The organism is Streptomyces sp. AK08-02 (assembly GCF_033795085.1).
GTDB lineage: Bacteria > Actinomycetota > Actinomycetes > Streptomycetales > Streptomycetaceae > Streptomyces > Streptomyces echiniscabiei.
In genome coordinates this window covers 354658-377513 of record NZ_JARAZV010000006.1, presented here as the reverse complement: position 1 = coordinate 377513, position 22856 = coordinate 354658, and the positions used below count along the sequence as shown (strand labels likewise).

The window sequence follows — 22856 nt, the reverse complement described above, 5'->3', positions numbered from 1 at the left end:
GCCAGACAACTCCCCGCCGGCTGGCCGCCAGTGGGGAAACTCAACCGGCCACTCATAGCCGGCGATGACGTCGTCGAGGTGCTCCTCGTGTCCGAGCGTGAAGGTGGCGAGGTCGTACAGGGCATCACCCTGGCCCGCCTCGGACCAGTCGATGATGCCCGTGACCTCGTCGCCGTCGACGAAGACGTGCGCGATCTGCAGGTCGCCGTGCGTGAACGCCGCAGTCCACGGCCGGAGCGCGGCCTCGGCGACCTGGCGGTTGCGGGTGACCAGGTCGGCGGGCAGGACACCGTTCGTCACGAGCAGCTCGCACTCGTCGTCGAGCTGCGCCGTCAGCGCGACGATGCTCCGGCCGGCCCCGCCGGGCCGGGGCGGCAGTGGCGCGTCGTGCAGCTTCCGGATGGCGGTGCCCGCCGCGGCCCACGCCGCCGGCGACCCGGTCGACGGTCCGCCGAGACGCCCGAGCGTCGTCCCCGGGAGTGCGGCGAGCGCGAGCACGGGCGGCCTGCGCCACAGGACCTCTGGGGTCGGGACCGGAGCGAGGGACATCGCCTCGACCTCGACGTCGATGCGCGCCTGATCGGCGTCCACCTTCAGGAACACGTCACCGACGCGCAGGGTCGCGCGCTCGGAATGGGCGACGACGACTTTGACCTCATCCATGGGCGACCAGTATCCCGGGGGTGATCGCCGACGTCGCCGGGTTTGTCGCGCGCGATGACGCGGCTGACCGCGTCCCGCTACCAGGCGGCCTCGTGCACGACACCGACCTCTGACCAGGTTGAGACCACCACTTTTGTCACTCGGTGGGGAGGTCTCCTCGATCTCGGCGCCGAGGCGGAAGACGACGGCGACCCGCTCGCAGTCCAGGGCACATCAGTGCTCCCGCCGAAACCCATCTGCCCTCAATGTGCCCTGGCCGCCTGACGGCCCCTCCGGGGACATGAAGAAGGCGAGGTCCGAAGACCTCGCCCGCCACCAGTGAAACCCCAGGTCAGGGCCACACCAAGCAATAAGGCTGATGCCCCGCCTCATGCAGGCGGTGGCTGAAGTCCTGCCACTCGTGGAGCAGTTGGTAGACATTGAACGCGTCCCGGGGTCCGCCCCGGTCCGGCACCGTCGACCAGATGAACGCCGCCGCGCCCACTGCCTCCTCGCCTATGCCCCGTAGGGGGTCGACCACCGTCATCGGGAGTTTCACGACCGCGTAGTCCGGGTGCAGGACGACGAGTTCCAGTGGGGGCACCTTGTTGAGGGGGACGCCCTCGATGCCCGTGAGGACCATCGCGGCCATCGTCTCGGGCTTGATCTTGGTGAACATGCCGTTCATGCCGAGTTCGTCGCCGCCGAGTTCCTCGGGGCGCATCGAGATCGGGACGCGGGCTGCCGTGGCGCCGTCCGGCGCGCCGAAGTATTTGTACGTCACCCCCACCCGACCACCATTCCCGCTCGCTGCCCGGAGTCGCTCGACCCTCCGGTCGATGCTCTCGGGCACTCCGTTCGAAACCGTCGACCCAGGGCTCTGCCCAGGACCGATCGCCTGCGCAGGGCCCATGCCCGGGGCCTGCGCCTGTCGTGCCGCTTCTGCCGCTGCCGCTTCCTCCACGTCGCGTCGGTGCCTTCCCCGCCGGGCACGTCGAGGACCCAGGTCGTCAGTCCCCTCGCCCAGTCCGCCACCGCGATGCATATCTCCACCCGACTGCTGTTCTAGGACGCGCGAGCCCTGTCGCGCAACCCGATCATCGTGTCAGTGACCTCCCCCACGGCCGCCCGCCGAAACGTGCGTTGAAACACCTGTCCGCAGGATCTTCGCAGCCTCTGAACACCATCGTCCGCCCATCGTCCGTATGTACGGCTCGATGAGCTGCGTGTCTCTGTGTACCTCGTGTGTGTCCGGTCCCAGTTTCGCAGACGGGTGGGGCCGACGCCCCGCTGTCCGGCCGCCTACCCTGAGGGGGTCACTGGCAACAGGAGTCCGAGAAGTCGGAGAAGTCGCAGGTCATGAGCGAAACGTCAAGCGGGTCAACCAGCGGGGCAGGCGGAACGGCGAGCGGGTTGCCCTATCCCTATGAAGCGCCCGTCTCCCAGGGCCTCTTCGACCGTGCGACGGGAGTCACACCCGGCGGGGTCAACTCGCCGGTGCGTGCCTTCCGTGCCGTGGGCGGTACGCCCCGGTTCATGGTGTCGGGGCGTGGCCCGTATCTCACCGACGCCGACGGGCGCGAGTACGTCGACCTGGTCTGCTCCTGGGGTCCGATGATCCTCGGGCACTCCCGCCCGGAGGTCGTCGCCGCCGTCCAGGACGCCGTGTCGCGCGGTACGTCCTTCGGTACGCCGGGGGAGGGCGAGGTCGCTCTCGCCGAGGAGATGGTCGCCCGTATCGACCCCCTTGAGCAGGTGCGGCTCGTGTCCAGCGGGACCGAGGCCACCATGTCGGCGATCCGCCTCGCCCGGGGGTTCACCCGGCGCTCCAAGGTGATCAAGTTCGCCGGGTGCTACCACGGTCACGTCGATTCGCTGCTCGCCGCCGCAGGGAGCGGGGTGGCGACCTTCGCGCTGCCCGACACCCCCGGCGTCACCGGTGCCCAGGCCGGCGACACCATCGTGCTCCCGTACAACGACCTCGACGCCGTGCACGCGGCCTTCGCCGCGCACCCCGGTGAGATCGCCTGCCTGATCACCGAGGCCTCGCCGGGCAACATGGGCGTCGTACCGCCGCTGCCGGGGTTCAACCAGGGGCTCAAGGACGCCTGCGCCGCGAACGGCGCGCTCTATGTGTCCGACGAGGTCATGACCGGGTTCCGGACCAGTCGGAGCGGCTGGTTCGGGATCGACGGTGTCCGGCCCGACCTGATGACCTTCGGGAAGGTCATGGGCGGGGGGTTCCCCGCCGCCGCGTTCGGGGGGCGCGCCGACGTCATGGCCCACCTCGCTCCCGCCGGGCCCGTCTACCAGGCCGGCACCCTCTCCGGTAACCCGATCGCGACCGCCGCCGGGCTCGCCCAGCTGCGGCTGCTCGACGAGGCCGCGTACGTCACCGTCGACGCCGTCTCCGCGCAGCTCCGGGGGCTGGTCGGCGAGGCACTGAGCAAGGAGGGTGTCGCGCACACCGTGCAGAACGCCTCCAACATGTTCTCCGTCTTCTTCACCGACCGGCCGGTGCGCGACTACGAGGGCGCCAAGGCGCAGGAGTCGTTCCGTTTCACCGCGTTCTTCCATTCCCTGCTGGCGAACGGCGTCTATCTCCCGCCGTCGTCCTTCGAGTCCTGGTTCGTCTCCACGGCGCACGACGAGCGGGCCATCCAGAAAATCGCCGACGCCCTTCCGGCGGCGGCCCGTGCGGCGGCGGAGGCCACAGCGGCATGAGCGACATCAACAGCAGCAACAGTGGGACGAACGATTCCGATTCCGAGTCCGGTACCGACATCACCGTCGTACATCTCATGCGGCACGGTGAAGTCGCCAACCCCGACGGGGTGTTGTACGGGCGGCTGGACGGCTACCACCTCTCCGAGCTGGGCCGGCGGATGGCCGACCGGGTCGCCGAGCACCTCACCTCGCGCGATGTGACGTACGTCGGTGCCTCACCGCTGGAGCGGGCGCAGGAGACCGCGACGCCCATCGCCAAGGCGCACGGGCTCGACATCGCCACCGACGCGCGGCTCATCGAGGCGGAGAACGTCTTCCAGGGGAAGACCTTCGGTGTCGGGGACGGGGCGCTCAAGCGGCCCGAGAACTGGAAGCACCTGGTCAACCCGTTCAAGCCGTCCTGGGGCGAGCCGTACGTCGACCAGGTCGTACGGATGATGGGGGCGCTGGACGCCGCCAAGGACGCCGCCCGTGGGCACGAGGCCGTGCTCGTCAGTCATCAGCTGCCGATCTGGATCGTGCGCAGCTATGCGGAGCGGCGGCGGCTCTGGCACGACCCGCGCAAGCGGCAGTGCACGCTCGCCTCCCTCACCACCTTCACCTACCGTGGCGACCGGATCGTGTCCGTCGGTTACGCCGAGCCGGCCCGTGACCTCGTCCCGGCCCATCTGCTCGCGGGCGCCAAGCCGGTGAAGGGGAAGGACAAGGCATTCGGGGCGTAGCCACTCCGGGATGCCGTTGAGTGATTAGTGACACAGTTGTTGCAATTGTGTCGAAGTGCGTGACAATGCGGGGAACCTCCCTGTTCGTCTTGCCCTCTGACTGGGTGACCATCAGCGAGTACGACGAATGGGGACCCCATGCACGACAAGAACGGTGACGGCGTCGGCGGCTTCAGTCGACGAGGGGCGCTCGGTCTCGGCCTCGGAGCCGCCGCCGTTCTCGGTACCGCCGGATGCGGAACCGTTCTGCAAGACGGGTCGAAGGGTTCCGGAGGTTCCGGCGGGAGGAGCCGACCTTCCGCCAAGCCGTCGCCCACCGCCACCGCCAGGCCCATAGGCGACGGCTCAACCTCCTTCACCGGCAGGCAGCCCCACCAGCCCGCCAGGCCCGTGCCGCTGGAGCCGGGCCAGACCCCGCCGCAGTTCGTGATCTTCTCCTGGGACGGGGCGGGAGAGGTCGGCAACGGCCTCTTCCCCCGCTTCCTGGAGCTGGCGAAGACGCACGGCGCCCACATGACCTTCTTCCTCTCCGGGCTCTACCTCCTCCCCGAGTCGCAGAAGCGCAAGTACCTCCCGCCGAACAACGCCCCCGGCGCGTCCGACATCGGCTACCTCACCGACGAGCACGTCAAGGCGACCCTCACCAACGTCCGGCAGGCCTGGCTCGACGGGCACGAGATAGGCACCCACTTCAACGGCCACTTCTGCTCCGGCCACGGCACGGTCGCCAACTGGACGCCCCAGCAGTGGCGCAGCGAGATAGACCAGGCCAAGGGCTTCGTGAAGGAGTGGCGCACCAACACCGGGTGGACCGACCTCCCCGCGCTCCCCTTCGACTACGACAAGGAGCTCGTCGGCGGCCGTACGCCCTGTCTCCTCGGCCAGGACAACCTGCTCCCCACCGCCCGCGACCTCGGCTGGCGCTACGACGCCTCGTCGCCCGGCGGCCGGCAGGTGTGGCCCACGAAGACGAACGCCGTCTGGGACCTGCCCCTCCAGGCGATACCTTTCCCCGGCCACACGTTCGAGGTCCTGTCCATGGACTACAACATCCTCGCCAACCAGTCGATCAACTCGACCAACGCCCCGGCCTACAACTACCCGGCCTGGCGAACCCAGGCCACCAAGGCCTACATCTCCGGTTTCCGGCGGGCGTACGAGACGAACCGCGCCCCCTTCTTCGTCGGCAACCACTTCGAGCACTGGAACGGCGGCATCTACATGGACGCCGTCGAGAACGCCCTCAAGTACATCGCCCAGGAGAAGGAGAAGGGCGAGGACGTCCGGCTCGTCTCCTTCCGGCAGTTCGTCGACTGGCTGGACGTACAGAAGCCCGAGGTGCTGGAGAAGCTGCGGACCCTCGATGTCGGACAGGCGCCGGCGGGCGGCTGGAAGGGTTTCCTCGGAGCGGGCAAGCAGGCCTGAGCCCGCGCCGGGTTCGCTGTCCCGGTCGTCTCCGTCTGCCCTGAACTGCGCAATCCGCACTAACCGGGGGGCCCAAAAGAATCCCGGACCGGACATGCGAAACTTTTCACATGAGTGCCGCCCCCGCCTTCAAGCGCCTGAATCGCACCCGAAGCCGCATCGTCCCGGGCATCGCCGGGACCGCCGCCCTGGCCCTCGCCCTGGCTGCTTGCGGGTCCGGCGGCACCTCGGGGGGATCGGGTGACGTCGGCTTCATCATGGGCAAGGACGGCATCGCCACCGTCAAGGCGGGCGAGCGGGTGGACGCCCCCGATCTCTCGGGCCCGACTGTCGACGGCAAACAGCTCGATGTCGCCGACTACAAGGGCAAGGTCGTCGTCATCAACCTGTGGGGCTCCTGGTGCCCCCCGTGTCGCGCCGAAGCCCCCAACTTCGTCAAGGTCTCCAAGGACACCGCCGACCAGGGTGTGCAGTTCGTCGGTATCAACACCCGGGACACGGACACAGCACCGGCGAAGGCGTTCGAAAAGCAGTACGGGGTCACGTATCCGAGTCTGTACGACCCCACGGGCAGGCTGATGCTCCGCTTCAAGAAGGGCACCCTCAACCCGCAGGCCATCCCCTCCACGGTCGTCATCGACCGGACCGGGAAGATCGCGGCACGCACCCTGCAGGCCCTCAGCGAGGACAGGCTGCGCGAGATGCTCGCCCCGGTCCTCGCCGAGAAGTGAGCTGACGTGCTACTCGCCGCAGTCACCGATCCCAACGAGACCGTGATGAGCGGAGCCCTGATACTGGCCCTGCCGATCGCCCTGCTCGGCGGCCTCGTCTCCTTCTTCTCGCCGTGCGTGCTGCCCCTCGTACCCGGCTATCTGTCGTACGTCACCGGCGTCACCGGCACCGACCTCGGCGAGGCCCGCAGGGGGCGGCTGGTCGCCGGGGCCTCGCTCTTCGTGCTCGGGTTCACCGCGGTGTTCGTGTCCACGGGGGCCCTGTTCGGATACTTCGGGCAGACCCTGCAGGAGCACCAGAGCACGCTGTCCAAGGTGCTCGGCGTCCTCATGATCCTCATGGGCGTCTTCTACATGGGCATGATGCCCTGGCTCACCCAGCGCGAGTTCCGCTTCCACAAGAAGCCCGCCACCGGACTGGTCGGCGCCCCCCTGCTCGGCGCGCTGTTCGGCATCGGCTGGACGCCCTGCATCGGCCCGACCCTCGCCTCCGTGATCGCCCTCTCCTCCCAGCAGGCGAGCGCCGGCCGTGGGGCCACACTCACGGTCGCCTACTGCCTGGGCCTGGGCATCCCCTTCGTGCTCGCCGCGGTCGCCTTCCGCAAGGCACTCGGCACCTTCGGCTGGGTCAAGCGCCACTATGTCTGGGTCATGCGCATCGGCGGCACGATGATGATCCTTACCGGTGTGCTGCTCCTTACCGGCGCGTGGGACCGTCTGGTGCAGGAGATGCAGACCTGGTCCAACGGCTTCACTGTGGGGATCTGACCGATGAGCAACAACACCACCACCGGCAGCACGTCTGCCCCCGCCTCCGAGAGCGGTGACGACCAGGACCTCGGCGCCGCCGCCTCCCAACTGTCCACCGCCCCCCAGGAGGACGCGCCGGGCCTGCCGGGCCTGGGTGTCATCGGCTGGGCCCGCTGGTTCTGGCGGCAGCTCACCTCCATGCGGGTCGCCCTGTTGCTGCTGTTCCTGCTGTCGCTCGGAGCCATCCCCGGCTCGCTGATCCCGCAGTCCGGGACGGACGCGACCAAGGTCGCCGACTTCACGCGGCGGCACAGCTTCCTCGGGCCGGTCTACGAGAAGCTCGGCCTGTTCCACGTCTACAGCTCGGTGTGGTTCTCGGCGATCTACATCCTGCTGTTCATCTCCCTCATCGGCTGCATCGTGCCCCGCACCTGGCAGTTCGTGGGCCAGCTGCGCAGCCGCCCGCCGGGCGCCCCCCGCCGGCTGACCCGGCTGCCCGCCTACACGACATGGCGTACGGAGGCCGAGCCCGAGCAGGTGCGCGAGGCAGCCCTCGTACTCCTCAGAAAGCGCCGCTTCCGGGCCCATCTCGCCGGGGACGCCGTCGCCGCCGAGAAGGGTTATCTCCGTGAGGTCGGCAACCTCGCCTTCCACATCGCGCTGATCGTGATGCTGACCTCCTTCGCCTGGGGGCAGCTGTACAAGTCCGAGGGCAACAAGCTGATCCTCGAAGGTGACGGCTTCTCCAACGTCCTCACCCAGTACGACGACTTCAAGTCCGGCACCCTCTTCGACACCGACGACCTCGACCCCTTCAGCTTCGACCTGAAGGACTTCGAGGGCACGTACGAGGAGTCGGGGCCCAACCGCGGCACCCCGCGCACCTACCAGGCCGCCATCGACTACAGCGTCGGCGCGTACGGCAAGCCCAGGAAGCGCACCATCAAGGTCAACGAACCGCTGGTGATCGGCGACTCGAAGGTCTACCTCACCGCCCACGGTTACGCACCCGTCATCACCGTCCGCGACGGCAAGGGCGAGGTCGTCTTCAACCAGCCCGTGGCGCTCCTTCCCCTCGACTCCAACGTCACCTCCTCCGGTGCGGTCAAGATCATGGACGGCTACCGCAACCCCGAGGGCGTCGAGGAACAGCTCGGCATCCAGGCCTTCTTCCTGCCCACGTACGTGCCGGGCAACGAGATCGCCTCGCAGTTCCCCGCACTGGAGAACCCGGTGCTGAACCTGGCGCCGTACCACGGCGACCTCGGGGTCAACGCGGGTATCCCGCAGAGCGTGTACCAGCTCGACAAGACCCATATGAAGGCCTACAAGGACGCCAAGGGCAAGCAGGTCCGCGAGAACCTGAAGCCCGGCGAGACCATGCGGCTCCCGGGCGGCGCCGGCTCGATCACCTACGCGGGCACCAAGGAGTGGGCCAACTTCCAGGTCACCCGGCAGCCCGCCGCCGGCTGGGCGCTCGGCGGCGCGATCGTCGCCATCTTCGGCCTCGCCGGCTCCCTGTTCATCCAGCGCCGCCGGGTGTGGGTGCGGGCGGTGCGGGGCGCCGACGGCGTCACCGTCGTCGAGATGGGCGGCCTCGGCCGCAGCGAGTCCGCCAAGGTGCCCGAGGAACTCGGCGACCTCGCCGGAACCCTGTACGACCAGGCGTCGCCCGGTGTGCCTGATGCCGATCCCGAAACCGCCGACCCGGATGCCGGTCACCGAACCCCCGACCCCGATACTTCTGCCGTACCTGCTGAAGGGGCTGAGAAGTAAATGTCCGCTCTCGCCACCGTGCCCGACCTCGCCCACGTGACGACCCTCGCCACCGCGACCAACGAGCACCTCGCGAACATCAGCAACACGCTGATCTACTCGTCGATGGCCGTCTACACCCTGGCCTTCTTCACCTACATCGCCGAGTGGATCTTCGGCAGCCGCAGCAAGGTCAGCCGGACGGCCGCCGCGCTCACCGCGAAGCCGGCCGGGGCGAAGGCGCCGGAGGTGACCGTCAAGAACGCCGGCGGGACCGCCGTCATGGAGCGGCCGAAGGTCGTCGTGCGGGCCGCCGCCGGCGCCCGGGACGTGCCTGACGGGCCCGGCGCCCACGGCGGGGACGAGCAGGGCGACCTGTACGGCCGTATCGCCGTGTCCCTCACCGTGGTCGCGTTCCTCGTGGAGTTCGCCGGGGTGCTGGCCCGCGCGCTGTCCGTGCAGCGGGCGCCGTGGGGCAACATGTACGAGTTCAACCTCACCTTCTCCACCACCGCCGTGGGCGTGTACCTCGTCTTCCTCGCGCTGAAGAAGGACATCCGCTGGCTCGGCCTGCCCCTGGTCACGAGCGTCCTGCTCGACCTCGGGCTCGCCGTCACCGTCCTCTACACGGCCAGTGACCAGCTGGTTCCGGCCCTCCACTCGTACTGGCTGTACATCCACGTCTCCACGGCGATCCTCTGCGGCGCCGTCTTCTACGTGGGCGCGGTCGCCACGATCCTGTACCTCTTCAAGGACTCGTACGAGAACAAGCTCGCGTCCGGCGGCAAGCCCGGCACCTTCGCGACCTCGGTCATGGAGCGCCTGCCCGCCTCGGCGTCCCTCGACAAGTTCTCGTACCGCGTCAACGCCGCCGTCTTCCCGCTGTGGACGTTCACGATCATCGCGGGCGCGATCTGGGCGGGCGACGCGTGGGGCCGCTACTGGGGCTGGGACCCCAAGGAGACCTGGGCGTTCATCACCTGGGTCGCCTACGCCACCTACCTGCACGCCCGCGCCACGGCCGGCTGGAAGGGCCGCAAGGCCGCCTACATCGCGCTGATCGCCTTCGCGTGCTTCCTCTTCAACTACTACGGCGTCAACATCTTCGTCAGCGGCAAGCACTCCTACGCGGGCGTGTAGGTCCCGTAGCGCACGGCGGTCACGACGGGGGCAGGCAGTCCTTCTCCGGCGGCCTGCCCGTCGGCCAGGCGATCTCGACGAAGCGGGCGTGCCGGTCGGGGGTCAGTTCCACGATCGGTACGGCCTTGTCGTACGGGTTGCCGTAGTTGTCCAGGCAGATCCAGCCGCTCGCGCCGTTCACCCGGCCCGACGAGCCCTTGATGAGCGTCCACTCGTCGCCCACGTCGGCGAGTGTCGGCGCCGACCGGCCGCGCGGGGTGGCCTCGCGGATGCCCTCCACGGTGAGCCGCATAGCGTCGTACGCGATGATCAGCTGGCCGTCCTCCAGGTCGATGGCGCCGATCGGCGAGGGCCTGTCGCTCTTGGCCTCCTTGTTCGCCCTGGCGGCGCTCAGCAGTTCGTTCAGCTCACGGGCGTCCGCCGCCGAACCTCCGGTCTTCGGGGGGTTCCTGAGCCAGGCGTCCGGATGGGCGAGCGCGCTGTAGCGCACCGAGATGCCGTGTTTGAGGGCTTCGGGGTCGAGCTTCCTGTCGCCGGTGAGGTACGAGGCGTCGTCCCCGGTGAGGATGGTGAACTCCCGCTGCTGGCAGCCTCGTTCGCCGAGCGCGTTGATGAACTGGCGCAGCTGTGTGTGACGTCCGGCGAACAGGATGGTGGTCACGCCGGGCGCGGTGTCGCACACCAGCTCCCTGATCTGGCGGAAGTCGTTGGCGGTGGTGCCCTCCTTGGTGCGGTCGGCGAGCGGGGTGAAGGGCCACGGCTGGTAACGGGAGCCGGTCAGCAGCTTCTCGAACGACGCCTGGAGCGTGAGCGTGTACGGGTCGCCCGGATCGTCGTACACCAGCACCGCCCGGTCGGCCGCCACCTTGGCGAAGGAGGCGAGCGCGCGGGCCTCGTCGGTGTTGGTGGGGGCGGTGCGGGCGAGCCCCGGGAAGGGCTTCAGGCCGTGTGGGCTGCCGTCCCGGCCGTTGGCGAGGCTGTCGGCGGTGATGGACGTGCCGACGACGGGGATGCCGCGCTTCGTCAGTTCCCTGACGGCCGCGGTGTTCTCCTCGGTGCTCAGCCCTATCCCGGTGACCGCGCGCAGCCGGTCCGAGGTCGTCGTCATCCGCTCCAGCTGGTCGACCGTGTGCTCCCAGTGGGCGCCCGTACGGCCCGGGTTGGCCAGCACCAGCCGGATCGGCGGACCCTCGCCGTTCGCGTCGTGGTTCACCTTCCACTGCGCGAGGTACGCGCCCTGCAGCTCGTGCAGCACATCCCCGAGGTTGTCCGCGTCGGTCGCGGTGAACGGCTCGAACAGGGCGACGGTGACATAGCCACTCCTGAGCGAGTCGTTCTCGCGGTCGATCGCCCTGATGGTGTCGGCGAGTTGCGCACGGCCGAAGGAGAAGTCGGTCGCCGAGACGCCCACGCACTCGTCACTGTCCGCCGGACGTACGACCCCGGGCGCGCAGGCCCGGTCGTCGCGCGTGAGCGACCTGACCGCGAACCCGGTTCCGGCGACCAGCGCCGCCACGACCAGCAGCGCCAGATAGCGGCGCAGCGGGATCGCCCACACCCCCTCGCGCAGCCACGCCCCGGCGCCTCTGAACCCCGTACGAGCCATCACGCGCCTCCGTCGTTCCGGTTGCGGCCGTCGGCCGCGTCGTCGGCGTCGTCGCCCGGCGGGCGCAGCGGGTGGCCGGTCAGCGCCGCCTCGGGCCACTCCTGCGAGGCCTGCCACAGCAGCGCGTTGCTGGCGCGCGGGTCGTCGGACAGCTGCACCAGCTCGTAGCGCAGCCGGTCGCACAGCTTCCGGTCGGGCAGCACCAGCGGATCGGTCAACTGCCAGACGGCGTGCAGGAGTCGGCGTACCCGCAGATGCAGTACGGCGTCCACGGCGTCCGGCGGCCGTTGCTCGGCGTCGGTGTGGCCGAAGGCGATCCGGGCGCGCTGGTGGTCCCCGCCGACGAAGTCGTGGCCCTCGGCGTCGTGGGCGTGGAAGTAGGGCGCCGAGGCGATGAACAGGAGCGTGTCGAGCCAGGTGCGGGTGTCGAGGGTGTGGAAGGTGTCGCGCAGATGGGCGACGGCCGGTCCGGTGTCACCGAGGGCGAGTTCGTGGTGGAGGCGGTAGCGGGCGGCCGACGGTTCGGGTCCGCCGTAGTGCTGGATGAGGGTTTCGTGGACGTCCCGCCACTTGCCGTGGTCGGCGTGCCGGTGGTGCAGGCGCAGCAGAAGCAGGGTGCGGACGAAGGCGTCGCCGACGAACTGCCCCGGCACGGCGGGCAGTCCCTCCGTCAGCAGCCGGGTCTCCAGCGCGCGGACGCTCGACGGGCCGAAGTCGTCCGGGAGTTGGGCGGCGGCGAGCGCGCACGCCGAGTCGTGGTCGTGGGCGGCGGCCAGCACGGTCAGCTCGTCGAGCCGGTCGGCGGGGACGAGCCGGTCGAGGAGTTCGCGATAGGCGGGCCGACTCTCACGGTCCTCGTGCAGGGCGAGTTCGGCGGTGAGCAGGGCGCCGAAGGGCGCGGTGGACGGCAGCCGGGTCAGGTTCTGCCGGGCCGACTCGGCGACCAGCGCGATGCCCAGCGGGTTCCCGCACGTCAACCGGTGTGTGGCGGGCGGGAGTTCGGCCGGGACGGGGACCGCCGTACCCGTACAGACCGCGTCGACGATGTGCAGTGTGTCGTCGGAGGACAGGGGCGGCAGCGACACCAGCAGGGCCCGGGAGGCGACCGTGTCGCCCGGTGTCCAGGGGGTGCGCTGGGCCGTCTCGCGCAGGTTCCGGCGTACCGCGTTGCGCAGCGAGGGCTGGCCGTTGCCGCCGCGCACGGCGACGACGAAGGCGACCTGGTCGAGGATGCCCTCGGCGCGGTCGCGCAGCACCTGCTCGGTCAGTTCGCGCCCCGGTGAACCCTGCGCGTTGTCGACCAGGACGAGCGGGCGGCCCAGCCGCTGCAGATGCGCCCGCATCCCGGCGTAGGCGTCGGTGAGGTCGGCCAGCAGGGCCCGGACGAGATAACGCTCGGCGTGCTCGCGGGAGGTGCCGCCGGCTCTGAAGTGGTCGGAGAGCAGGCGCAGGCCGAGCTCGGCCCGGTCACCGGCGTTCGGGTACGTCCGGTACCAGGTGGACGCCCTGCGCTGGCGCGTGCCCGCGGAACGTTCCGTCATCGCCTCCAGCGTCGCCTCGATGACCGCCGAGACCAGCGGGTCGTCGCTGATCGCGGCCGCGACCGCCTTCGAGGCCACCCGGCCCGCCCAGCGCGCGGCGAACCCGGTGAACCACGAGGCGCTCTCGTTGAGCAGCAGCATCCGCTGGACCTCCCACCGGATGCGCTCGGTGTCGGCGTCGCCCCAGCCGCCGGCGGCCACCGCGATCAGGCCCGACATCAGCCGGGGGAAGGCGATCCGCCGGGCGCCGGTGACCGGTTCGGCGAGCTGTTCGGCGATCACCAGGAGCGCCTGCGCGAGCGGCGACCAGGCCTGCGCGGGGTGCCGCTCGGGCGACGGGGTGAACTGCGGGTCCTCGCAGTCGATCAGCGCGACCGGGGTGTGCCGCTGGTAGGCGGCGCGCAACTCACCGAGGACCGCGCTCTTGCCGAGCCCGCGCCCCGCGGTGAGCACCACGAACGGCAGCTCACGCGGGTGTTCCAGGGGCGCGGCGATGTGATGGTGCGGTCGCAGTCCGACGAGCCGGGGCGCGAGCCCCGGCGGTTCCGTGTCGAAGAGCGCCCCGCGTCCGTGCAGCCGTCTGAGCACCGCATCCCTCCCCCTGGCGCGGTTCAGTGGACTGACCAGTCTGCTGTGCGGTACTGCAACACCAGTGTAGGAAGAGGAAGTTGGATCGGACCAGAGCGCGTGATGTCCGTTGTGTTACGAAATTATCGCCCCGATGCCCGACTTTGATCTGCCGTGAGGTCGGCTCAGTCGACCGTGATCGAGTCCAGCTGCCCCCGCAGATAGACGTGCGAGTCGAAGGCCTCGTACGCGACCCGTCCCACCGGTGCGGGGACCGACTCGACGATCGTGCCCGGGGTGCACTCGCCGAAGTAGACGAGGGACATCAGCTCCTCGGCGGGCGAGTCGGCCGGCGGCGGCAGCACCCGGTGCCGGCCCGAACGCCAGCGGTCGCCGGTCCAACGGGCCATCAGGTCACCGATGTTGATGGTGAACGCCTCGGGATCGAAGGGCGCGTCCTCCCAGCCGCCCTCGTCCGTGTAGACCTGCAGCCCGCCCTTCCCGGCCTGCCGGTCGAGGATGGTGACGGTCCCGAAGTCGGTGTGCGGCCCGATCCGGAACTGCCCGGGCTCCGGCTCGCCGACGACCTCGACCCCCGGATACCAGTTGATGTTGAAGCCGTACGTCGGATGGTCCATGTGCCGGGAGAAGAAGTCGGGTTCGAGCCCGAGAGCGGACCCGAGGAGGGTCAGCAGCTCCTTCTCCAGCTCGCCCATCCGGCTCAGATACTCCTCGCACAGCCTCCGCAGCTCGGGCGCCTCGGCGGGCCAGACGTTGGGCGCGTACCACTCGGCGTTGACGGCCGGGTCGTCGAACGGCTCGTGCGTCGCGAAGGTCAGCGACTCCTTCAGGTCGGGCGGGGTCTCGGTTCCCTCCGAGTACCCGTTGGCCTCGGCCCCCGGCCCCAGCCACCCTCTCCCACCGACCTTCGCCGCGTACCGCTCCTTCACCTTGGCGGGCAGCGCGAAGAAGGCGCGGGCGGCCTCCCGGATACCGGCGCGCAGGGCGGGGTCGACGCCGTGCCCGGTGACCAGCAGGAAACCGGCGGTCTGCAGGGCCTCGTCGACGGTACGGGCGATCTCCTCGCGTGTCTCCGGGTCGCCGGACAGCCAGGGCCGCAGGTCGACCGTCGGAATTCGGGGTTCACTCACCGATGTCCTCGTTCCACAGTTCGGGATTGTTGTTGATGAAGTCGCGCATCAGACCGACGCACTCGGGATCGTCGAGCAGCACGATCTCGACGCCGTGCTCGGCGAGCCAGTCGTGGCCGCCGTGAAAGGTGACGGCCTCTCCCACGATCACCCGGGAGATACCGAACTGCCGCACCAGACCGGAGCAGTACCAGCAGGGCGAGAGCGTGGTGACCATGGTCGTCCCACGGTACGAGCGCTGCCGTCCCGCGTCCCGGAACGCGGCCGTCTCGCCGTGCGCCGAGGGGTCACCGTCCTGGACGCGCCGGTTGTGCCCCCGCCCGAGCAGCGTGCCGTCGGCCCCGTAGAGCGCGGCACCGATCGGGATACCGCCCTCGGCGAGCCCGGCGCGGGCCTCCTCGACGGCGACGGCGAGCCACGAGCCTGCCTGCGCGAGTGTCTGGTCTGCCTGATCCATGGGTTCACTCTCCTTCGACGGAAACACCGGGGCAACGTGCGGAAAGTACTCTCCGGGCATCCCGCAGCAGGACGAAGTGTCAGCGCCCTGGGAGGCACCCGTGTCCGCACTCACCCTCCGTGAAGTCATGGCCCTTGACCCGGTCCGAGCCGCCGAGCCCGAACTCCTCACCGGCGAGGCCGCGCTGGACCGCCCGGTGCGCTGGGTGCACTCCAGCGAGGTCTACGAGGGCGCGAACTTCCTCGACGGCGGCGAGCTGCTGCTGACCAACGGCTTCGGTCTCGTCGACGCCGACGAGGAGGTACGGCGCCGGTACGTCCGCGAACTGACCGCCCGGGGCGCGGCGGGCCTGGCCGTGGAGATCGGCCGCTCGCTCCCCGCGATGCCGCCCGAGGTGACGGACGAGGCCCGCCGCCTGGGCCTGCCCCTGCTCGCCCTGCGCCGGGTCGTCCCCTTCGTACGCATCACGGAGGCCGCCAACCGTGCGATCGTCGCCCGGAGCCTGTCCGGCCGTACGGTGGTCCGCCCCTGGGGTGACGACCACACCGCCGCCCTGCTCGCCGACCTCGCCGACGGCCAGGCCCTCAACCAGCCCGAGGTCGAGGCCCGCGCCGCCCTGTCCGGCTTCCACCCCGGCCCCGGCGCCCGGCTGATCGGCGTCTCCGTGCACGGCACGCGCGACGTCGGCGCGGTGGACCGGGCGGCACGCACCCTCGGCGGGGCGGTGCTGCGGGCCGCCTTCCCGGGGGACGTACTCGCCCTGGTCGCGGTCCTGCCGGGGCCGGGGGCGAAGCCGCTGCGGGACCCGGTACGGGCGGTGCAGGACGCCTTCCGCGCGGCAGCCGCCGCCCCGGGCCTCACCGTGGCCGTGGGCCACGCCGTCGACGTCGGCAGCGGCTGGCTGCGCTGGAGCGAGACGCTGCGCGCGGCCCGTACGACCCTGGAACTGGCACTGACAGTGCCGCCGGCGGAGCCCGACGCCCCGCAGGGCCCCCTGGTCACGTCCTCCCGGGCCCTCGCCCTCGAACGGGAACTGACCCGAGGCGGCGTCGACGCCAACCACGACCGCCTGACCCGCCTGGTCCAGCACGCCCTGGGCCCCCTCCTGGCCTGGGAGGCGGCCCACCCCAGTGACCTGGTCCGCACCCTGGAGGTCCACCTGCGCAACGGCTGCTCACCCACGCGCACAGCGAGCCTCCTGCACATCGGCCGCCAGTCCCTCTACCAGCGCCTCGAACGCATCGAGTCCCTCCTGGGCCTGGAGATCGACGACCCGGACCTGCTGGGCGAACTGCTCACGGCGACCTGCGCGTGGCGGGTGGTGCGGGGGACGGCGGGCGCGAGGGTGGGAATGGCGGCGCTGCGGACGGTCGCGTAGGCGTCAGAAGGGCCGGAGGGTGACGTGACGCGGCGGGTTGTACTCGGACAGCCGCAGCACCGTCTCCGGCGTCCGCACCCCGTCCTCCTCGGCGAAGATCCGCCGGACAGCGTCGAAGGAGACGTCACCGGGGGAGTCCGGGGCGACGAGAGCCGCCACCCGGTCGTACAGCTCTCGGACGGGCTCGGTCATGCTCCGGCCGTCGTCCTCGCCCTCCGTCCCCCAGATGTCCCACAGCAGGGTCTCGACCTTGTTCAGCGCGGCGAGGTCGAGCCGCACGTTGCCGGCCACGAACCACTCGCCGTTCAGCGGCCCGTCCTCCGGCGGGTACAGCCCGAACGTGTCGGGGTCGGCGTCCCCGGCCCGGATGTCCCGCCAGGCCCGGCCCGCGACCAGGAAGCGGTCACGCGGTACGTCCATCGGGTCGAAGTCGACGTACCAGGCGGCGGTGACCTCGGGATCGGCGAGCTGCGCGTCGGCGAGGAGCCAGCCGCGCGTCTCGTCCCAGTACTCGGTGACGACGTGGTCGTAGTGGAAGCTGTCCGCCTCGAAGTAGTCGGCGAACCCGGACCGCACCCGGGCGGGAACGCCGCTGTGCCGCAGCAACGAGCAGTGCAGCAGCGCGAAGTCCCGGCACACGCCGACGAACCGGTCCCCGGCCGCGCGCCGCCGGGTCAGCGGTGAGCCGTCGCGCGCGATGACGATCCGGAGGATGTCGTCGACGTACCGGGTGTCGGCGTCGTGGTGGAGCCGGTCGGCGGGATGGGTGTGCCGGAACAGGTCTCCCTCGACCCGGTGGATCATCAGGTCACGTGCTGTACGGGCGAGTCGGGCGGGGTCGGCGGGGAGGCCGGCGTACAGACGGGCAAGGTCGCCGGGGTCGGAGAACGTGCTCTGGGCGCGGTAGAAGGCGGCGGCTTCGGGGGTGAGGCTGGGGTGGGCGGACGGCACGGCGGGGCTCCCTAGGGGCTCGGGGCTCGGGGGTAGGGCTCATGACCCGGACAGGGGATCGGTCATACGTTCGAATGCCGGCCGGCGGGCACCACCGTGTCAAAATTCCCCGCACATTGTCCAGACGGACGACCGTCGCGCCCGTGACCCTCGCTGTACGTGATGTACTCCGCCAGCCGCCCCGCCCCCGCCAGCATCGCCCGCGTACGCCCCGCCAACGCCTCCCCGCGTGCCGCGACCGCCGCTCGCAGGGCCTCCGTGCCACCCTCCCGGCGCAGTTCCTCCAGCACCGGGCGGATCTGGTCCAGCGGGTAGTGGCTGCGCCGGAGGGTCTGGATCAGGCGGGCGTCGCGGACGTCGTCCGGCCCGAACCGCCGGTAGCGCGTACCGCGTTCGCGGGCCGGAGTGAGCAGCCCCGCCGCCTCCCACACCCGTAGCGCGGACGTCCGTACGCCGAGCAGCGCGGCCACCTCGCCGATACGGAGGTCGGTCGCGGGGGGCGTCGCCGCCGGGGCCCGTCGGCCGGCCAGCGCCTCCAGGGCCTCACGTGTCGCCCGTAGCGCCGTCCGCTGCTCGTGCAGACCGGCGTGCGCCGCGTCGACGAGCGCGAGGGCCCCCGGGACGTCGCCGTCGTGCAGGGTGCGCATGACGGCGGTCGCCGCCAGTGGCCCGTACCCGGGCTGCAGGGCCCGGTAGGTGAGCAGCGCGCGCCGGTGCACGTCCCCGAAGACGCGGTACCCCGACTCCGTCCGGGCCGCCGGGGGCAGGACACCCGCGTCCTCGTAGTTGCGGATCTGCTGCGTCGACAGGCCCGACAGCCGGGCCAGATCGACGGGCCGCAGCCGTACCTCGTGGTTCGTCACGGATTTGAAGCTTAGGGGCAGTGGACGTCGAGGGCTGCGGCCCAAAGCCTCAACAGGAACTTCAATGAAAAAATTGAAGGTATGGATGACCGAACACCCGTGATGCACATCAAAGGCGCCCGTCTCCACAACCTGAAGAACATCTCGCTCACGATCCCGAAACAGAAACTGGTCGTCGTGACCGGTCTCTCCGGCTCGGGCAAGTCCACGCTCGCTCTCGACACCCTCCACCGGGAGAGCCATCGCCAGTACATGGAGGCGTGGGGCGCGGCGACCGCCGGTGTCAGCCGGCCTTCCGTCGACTCGATCACCGGTCTGTCCCCGTCCGTCAGCGTCGACCAGCGTCCGGCGGGGCGAGGCCCGCGTTCGACGGTCGGCACGGCGACCGAGGTCTTCACCTACCTGCGGCTGCTGTGGTCCCGGATCGGCGTACGCCCATGCCCCGCCTGCGGCCAGGAGATCCCCCCGTCGTACGCCGGCACCCCGGAAGGCGCCCAGGGAGGAGACGAGGATCCCGTGGGAGGGGAGCCGGCGGGAGGGGAGGGGGCGGTGGACGGCGAGTACACCGCCTGCCCGCACTGCTCCGCCCCCGTGCCCGAACTCGTCATGGGCTCCTTCTCCTTCAACAAGCCCGCGGGTGCCTGCCCGTCCTGCACCGGACTCGGCGAGGTGATCCGGGTGGACGTACGGACCCTGGTGGACGAGGAGTTGAGCGTCGCCGCCGGTGCGGTGCGCGGCTGGCCCAAGCAGCTCGTCGACCGCAACCTGCCCCTGCTGCGAGCCGCCGCCCACCACTACGACCTCACCTTCGACACCGACAAGCCGGTGTCCGAACTCGCGGCAGAGACAAGGGACCTGCTTCTCCACGGAGTCGAGTCGCCCGAGTTCCGGAGCCACTTGCCCGCCGGTGCGACCCTCGCGCCCCCGGCCACCGTCTCCGCGGGCCGTTTCGAGGGCGTCGTCACCGCCTTCATGCGGCGCTACGCCGACCGTATCGACGACACCGACTACCGGCAGAAGGCCGAACGCTCGATGCTGAAGGAGGTCTGCGGAGCGTGCGCGGGGACCCGGCTGCGCGCCGAGAGCCGGGCCGTCACCGTGCACGGGCTCGGCATCACGGACGCCTCCCGGCTGCCGCTCAGCGAACTCGCCGACTGGACAGCGGAGTTGAGAGCCTTCTCCACCGGGGACGAGTGGCGGTTCGCCGAACCGGTCGTCGCCGACCTGGAGGAGCGGCTACGGCGGCTCGTCGACACCGGCGTGGGCTATCTGACCCTCGCCCAGTCGAGCACCAGCCTCTCCGCGGGCGAGTCCCAGCGGCTGCGCCTGGCCGCGCTGCTCGGCTCCGGCCTCACCGGCATGCTGTACGTCCTCGACGAGCCGACCATCGGACTGCACCCCGCCGACACGGCCCGTCTCGTCGACGTACTGCGCCGCCTGCGGGACCTGGGCAACACGGTCCTCGTCATCGAGCACGACCTGGACGTGCTGTGGGCCGCCGACCATGTGGTCGACATCGGTCCGGGCGCGGGCCGGGACGGCGGCCGGGTCGTCGCCGAGGGCACACCGGACGAGGTGGCGGCGACGGAGGGGTCCGTCACCGGCGCCTGTCTGTCGGGCCGCCTCCAGCATCCCGTACGGAAGGAACGCCCCGAGCCGGGCGCGGAGTTGGTGATTCGCGGGGCCCGCGCCCACAACCTCCGGGACGTCACCGTACGGATTCCGCTCGGGCGGCTGGTCACGGTCACCGGGCCCTCCGGCTCCGGCAAGTCGACGCTGATACTGGATGTGCTGGGCCGGGCGGCACATCAACGCCTGGACCCGGCACGGGCGTTGTCGGCGTCCTCGGTGTCGCCGGGGGAGCACGACGGCATCGACGGCTGGGAGCACCTCGACAGGGTCGTGACGATCGACCAGGAACCGATCAGCCGCCTCCCGCGTTCCAACGCGGCGACGTACGCGGATGTCTTCACCCCGGTCAGGGAGCTCTTCGCCGCGCAGGAGTCGGCGCGGTCCAGAGGGCTGACTCCCGCCGCCTTCTCCTTCAACGTGCCCGGCGGGCGCTGCGAGCGGTGCGAGGGCGCCGGTGTGCTCGCCGTGCACATGCACTTCCTGCCCGCGGTGGAGGTGCGGTGCCCGGGCTGCCGTGGCCGCCGGTTCCGGAGCGAGGTGCTGGCGGTGCGCTACGACGGCCACGACATCGCCGAGGTGCTGGCCGCCACGGTGGACGAGGCGCTCACCGTCTTCCGGGGCGTACGGCAGATCGCCGCGCGTCTGCGACGGCTCTCGGACGTGGGGCTCGGTTACCTCCCCCTGGGGCAGCCGGCCACCACCATCTCCGGAGGCGAGGCCCAACGCCTCAAGCTGGCCAAGGAGTTGGGGCGCCGGGTGACCGGCCGCACCCTCTACCTCCTCGACGAGCCGACCACCGGCCTGCACGCCGCCGACACCGCGCGCCTGCTCGACGTACTCCAACGCCTCGTCGACGCGGGCCACTCGGTCGTGACGATCGAGCACAACCTCGACGTCATGCGCGCCTCCGACCGGCTCATCGACCTCGGCCCGGAGGGCGGCGCGGGAGGAGGACGCGTGGTGGCGGAGGGGACGCCGGAGATGGTCGCGCGGGCGGCGGGAACGTCCGGTTCCCTGACGGCCGGGTTCCTGCGAGAGGGGGTACGGGCGCCCTCCCGGGGGCCGTTTCCCCGCCGCTTCTCAGGGATCACCGAGGGCGGCCCCTAGACTGCCTGGACTGTCGATGGCGGGGGGGCCAGTGCGTAAGAAGGACGTGCGGAAAATGCTGCGGAAGATGGGGAGCGGGGAGCCCGCTCGGATCCCCATCTCCATGACGACGATGAAGGGAGTCGCCCAACTCGCCCTCGTCGCGCAGCAGTTCGGGTACGAGTACGCGGATCTGCGGCAGAACGGCGGCCAGAGGCTGGAGCTGCTCATCGTGCCTGATCCCCGCCCGCAGGCCGGGGAGCTCGCCGCGCTGAACCGGGCGCGGTATCCCGATGCGGCCGACGGGGTCTCGCTGCCGCCGGTCGAACCCGAGGCGGTCGATCTCCTCAAGGCCCGCATGGTGGTCGACCTCGGCAGTCAGTTCACGGACAAGCAGCGGGTGGCGATCGCGATGGTCCTGCTCACCGCGACCGCGGCGGCGGCCTGCTTCAGGTTCCGCGCGTACACCAACGGCATCGTCATCGTCGGCATCGTATGGGCCGCGCTCATGGCTCTGCTGCCGGTACTGCTCGCCTACAACCGGCGGTACACAGCCAGGTACACGGCCCAGCTGCGGGCCGCCGGGTTCACCCCGGTGACCGACCCGAACGGGCGGCTGCGCTACGTTCCGCCGGACGGCCGACTCCCCGGCCACGGCAACCCGTTCACCGGACGGCCGTAGCGGCCTCACGGATGTCTCCGTCCACGCGGGGCGGATGTTCAACCCGCCTTGCGGGCCACACCCCCGTAGATACCGATCTGCTCGGACCGCTCCGGCGGCGGGGCGTCCGGGCGCCAGAACGGGACCTGGATCAGGCCCGGTTCGAGCAGCTCGAAGCCGTCGAAGAACCGCTCCACCTCGGCGCGGGGGCGCAGGTTCAGACTGGCGGTCGCCTTCCTGCTGTACTCGGCCTGGGCGTCGGTGCGGTCCGCGAAGTCGCCCGTGGCGTGCGAGAGGACCAGGAAACTTCCGGCGGGCAGTGCGTCGCGCAGGGTGGCGACGGTCTCCCCGGGCTTCTCCGACTCGGCCAGGAAGTGGACGACGGCGACCAGGAGCAGGGCGACCGGCTCGTCGAAGTCGATGACCCGACGGACGTCCGGGTGATCCAGGACGGCCCGCGGGTCACGCAGATCGGCGAGCACGGTGCTGGTCCCGCCCCCGGTCCGGCTCAGCAGTGCGTCGGCGTGCGCCTTCACGATCGGGTCGTTGTCGACGTACGCGACCCGCGTCTCCGGCACCAGCTCCTGGGCGACCTCGTGCACATTGGGCGAGGTGGGCAGCCCGGTGCCGATGTCGAGGATCTGTCGTACGCCGCTGTCGATCACGTGCCGCACAGCCCGGCGCATGAAGGCGCGGTTGGCCCGCAGGCCTATTCGCACCTCGGGCGCCGCGACGGCGAGCGCGTCGCCGGCCCGCTGGTCGACCTCGTAGTTGTCCTTGCCGCCCAGCAGGTAGTCGTAGATCCGGGCAGGGTGCGGCCTACTGGTGTCGATACCTTCGATACGGACCTGGTCCTGCGTCACCCTGCACTCCTGTCGGTCAACTGACGTTCGGACGAGGTTAGTTCACGAGGCTCAAGGCCAACTCGTCCTACCCTCCGGGCCGCGCGCAGGACACACTTGTCCCTTCAGTTGCCCGCTGTCACCTGTTCTTGGACGGAGACACGAAAAGCGTTACGGGCTCCCCCTCGGCGCGGCGCGTTCGGCCCCTCGATCAACCCTGTGGACGACC

Annotated in this window: 18 protein-coding genes and 1 pseudogene; 10 read left to right on the top strand and 9 right to left on the bottom strand. The window is 70.6% G+C overall.

Translation table 11 applies throughout. The features are described from left to right. Nucleotides 1-54: 54 nt before the first annotated feature. A pseudogene (locus tag PV734_RS15155) lies at nt 55-663 on the bottom strand (phosphotransferase family protein); the annotation flags it as partial. Nucleotides 664-994: 331 nt separating this feature from the next. Continuing rightward, entirely contained in the window at nt 995-1432 is a 438-nt protein-coding gene (locus PV734_RS15150; RefSeq protein WP_019061278.1) for a hypothetical protein, read from the bottom strand. A gap of 569 nt (nt 1433-2001) precedes the next feature. Here PV734_RS15150 and hemL point away from each other — a divergent pair. From hemL to ccsB, 7 genes are all read left to right on the top strand, one after another. Beyond that, nucleotides 2002-3366 (top strand): glutamate-1-semialdehyde 2,1-aminomutase, encoded by a 1365-nt coding sequence (gene hemL / locus PV734_RS15145; protein ID WP_319090581.1) that lies wholly within the window; start codon nt 2002-2004, stop codon nt 3364-3366. Then, on the top strand, nt 3363-4091 hold the full coding sequence (locus tag PV734_RS15140; protein WP_319090580.1) for a histidine phosphatase family protein: 729 nt from the start codon (nt 3363-3365) through the stop codon (nt 4089-4091). Before hemL ends, PV734_RS15140 begins: the two co-directional genes overlap by 4 nt. A gap of 138 nt (nt 4092-4229) precedes the next feature. Next, nucleotides 4230-5516: a hypothetical protein gene (locus PV734_RS15135; RefSeq protein WP_319090579.1), complete on the top strand. Its 1287-nt coding sequence runs from the start codon at nt 4230-4232 to the stop codon at nt 5514-5516. A 110-nt stretch (nt 5517-5626) separates the two neighbouring features. Next, complete coding sequence (locus PV734_RS15130; RefSeq protein ID WP_319289830.1) at nt 5627-6247, top strand: TlpA disulfide reductase family protein; 621 nt, start codon at nt 5627-5629, stop codon at nt 6245-6247. 45 nt (nt 6248-6292) lie between these two features. After that, entirely contained in the window at nt 6293-7015 is a 723-nt protein-coding gene (locus PV734_RS15125) for a cytochrome c biogenesis CcdA family protein (RefSeq protein WP_319090710.1), read from the top strand. A 3-nt stretch (nt 7016-7018) separates the two neighbouring features. Further along, a complete protein-coding gene (locus tag PV734_RS15120) occupies nt 7019-8773 on the top strand; it encodes a cytochrome c biogenesis protein ResB (RefSeq protein ID WP_319289828.1) in 1755 nt (584 codons plus the stop codon). Continuing rightward, entirely contained in the window at nt 8774-9892 is a 1119-nt protein-coding gene (gene ccsB, locus PV734_RS15115; protein ID WP_319090576.1) for a c-type cytochrome biogenesis protein CcsB, read from the top strand. It begins immediately after the preceding gene. Between the two features lie 19 nt (nt 9893-9911). On the opposite strand, the gene PV734_RS15110 is transcribed toward ccsB, so the two are convergent. The 4 genes from PV734_RS15110 to PV734_RS15095 all read right to left on the bottom strand — a co-directional run bounded on the left by PV734_RS15110 (nt 9912) and on the right by PV734_RS15095 (nt 15214). After that, the gene (locus PV734_RS15110; protein WP_319289826.1) at nt 9912-11498 is read right to left on the bottom strand and encodes an ABC transporter substrate-binding protein; all 1587 of its coding nucleotides are present in this window, start codon (nt 11496-11498) and stop codon (nt 9912-9914) included. Continuing rightward, the gene (locus tag PV734_RS15105) at nt 11498-13627 is read right to left on the bottom strand and encodes a hypothetical protein (RefSeq protein ID WP_319289824.1); all 2130 of its coding nucleotides are present in this window, start codon (nt 13625-13627) and stop codon (nt 11498-11500) included. The genes PV734_RS15110 and PV734_RS15105 overlap by 1 nt, the downstream gene beginning before the upstream one ends. Before the next feature lie 164 nt (nt 13628-13791). After that, nucleotides 13792-14757: an isopenicillin N synthase family dioxygenase gene (locus PV734_RS15100; RefSeq protein WP_319289823.1), complete on the bottom strand. Its 966-nt coding sequence runs from the start codon at nt 14755-14757 to the stop codon at nt 13792-13794. Next, entirely contained in the window at nt 14750-15214 is a 465-nt protein-coding gene (locus tag PV734_RS15095) for a nucleoside deaminase (RefSeq protein ID WP_319289821.1), read from the bottom strand. Before PV734_RS15095 ends, PV734_RS15100 begins: the two co-directional genes overlap by 8 nt. A gap of 100 nt (nt 15215-15314) precedes the next feature. On the opposite strand from PV734_RS15095, the gene PV734_RS15090 reads away from it, so the two are divergent. After that, nucleotides 15315-16592 (top strand): PucR family transcriptional regulator, encoded by a 1278-nt coding sequence (locus PV734_RS15090; protein WP_319090571.1) that lies wholly within the window; start codon nt 15315-15317, stop codon nt 16590-16592. A gap of 3 nt (nt 16593-16595) precedes the next feature. Here PV734_RS15090 and PV734_RS15085 read toward each other — a convergent pair whose 3' ends face one another. Further along, nucleotides 16596-17543 carry a transglutaminase-like domain-containing protein gene (locus PV734_RS15085; RefSeq protein WP_319289819.1) on the bottom strand — a complete coding sequence of 316 codons (948 nt, stop codon included), beginning with the start codon at nt 17541-17543 and terminating at the stop codon, nt 16596-16598. A gap of 62 nt (nt 17544-17605) precedes the next feature. Then, nucleotides 17606-18406, bottom strand: a complete 801-nt coding sequence (locus PV734_RS15080) for a MerR family transcriptional regulator (RefSeq protein WP_319289817.1) — start codon at nt 18404-18406, stop codon at nt 17606-17608. Nucleotides 18407-18487: 81 nt separating this feature from the next. Between PV734_RS15080 and uvrA the strand changes: the two genes are divergently transcribed. Beyond that, nucleotides 18488-21145: an excinuclease ABC subunit UvrA gene (gene uvrA, locus PV734_RS15075; protein WP_319289815.1), complete on the top strand. Its 2658-nt coding sequence runs from the start codon at nt 18488-18490 to the stop codon at nt 21143-21145. A 103-nt stretch (nt 21146-21248) separates the two neighbouring features. Next, nucleotides 21249-21806 carry a hypothetical protein gene (locus PV734_RS15070; RefSeq protein ID WP_319090567.1) on the top strand — a complete coding sequence of 186 codons (558 nt, stop codon included), beginning with the start codon at nt 21249-21251 and terminating at the stop codon, nt 21804-21806. 38 nt (nt 21807-21844) lie between these two features. Here the strand turns inward: PV734_RS15070 and PV734_RS15065 are convergent, their stop codons facing one another. Then, nucleotides 21845-22648 carry an SAM-dependent methyltransferase gene (locus tag PV734_RS15065; protein ID WP_319289813.1) on the bottom strand — a complete coding sequence of 268 codons (804 nt, stop codon included), beginning with the start codon at nt 22646-22648 and terminating at the stop codon, nt 21845-21847. Between the last annotated feature and the right edge of the window lie 208 nt (nt 22649-22856).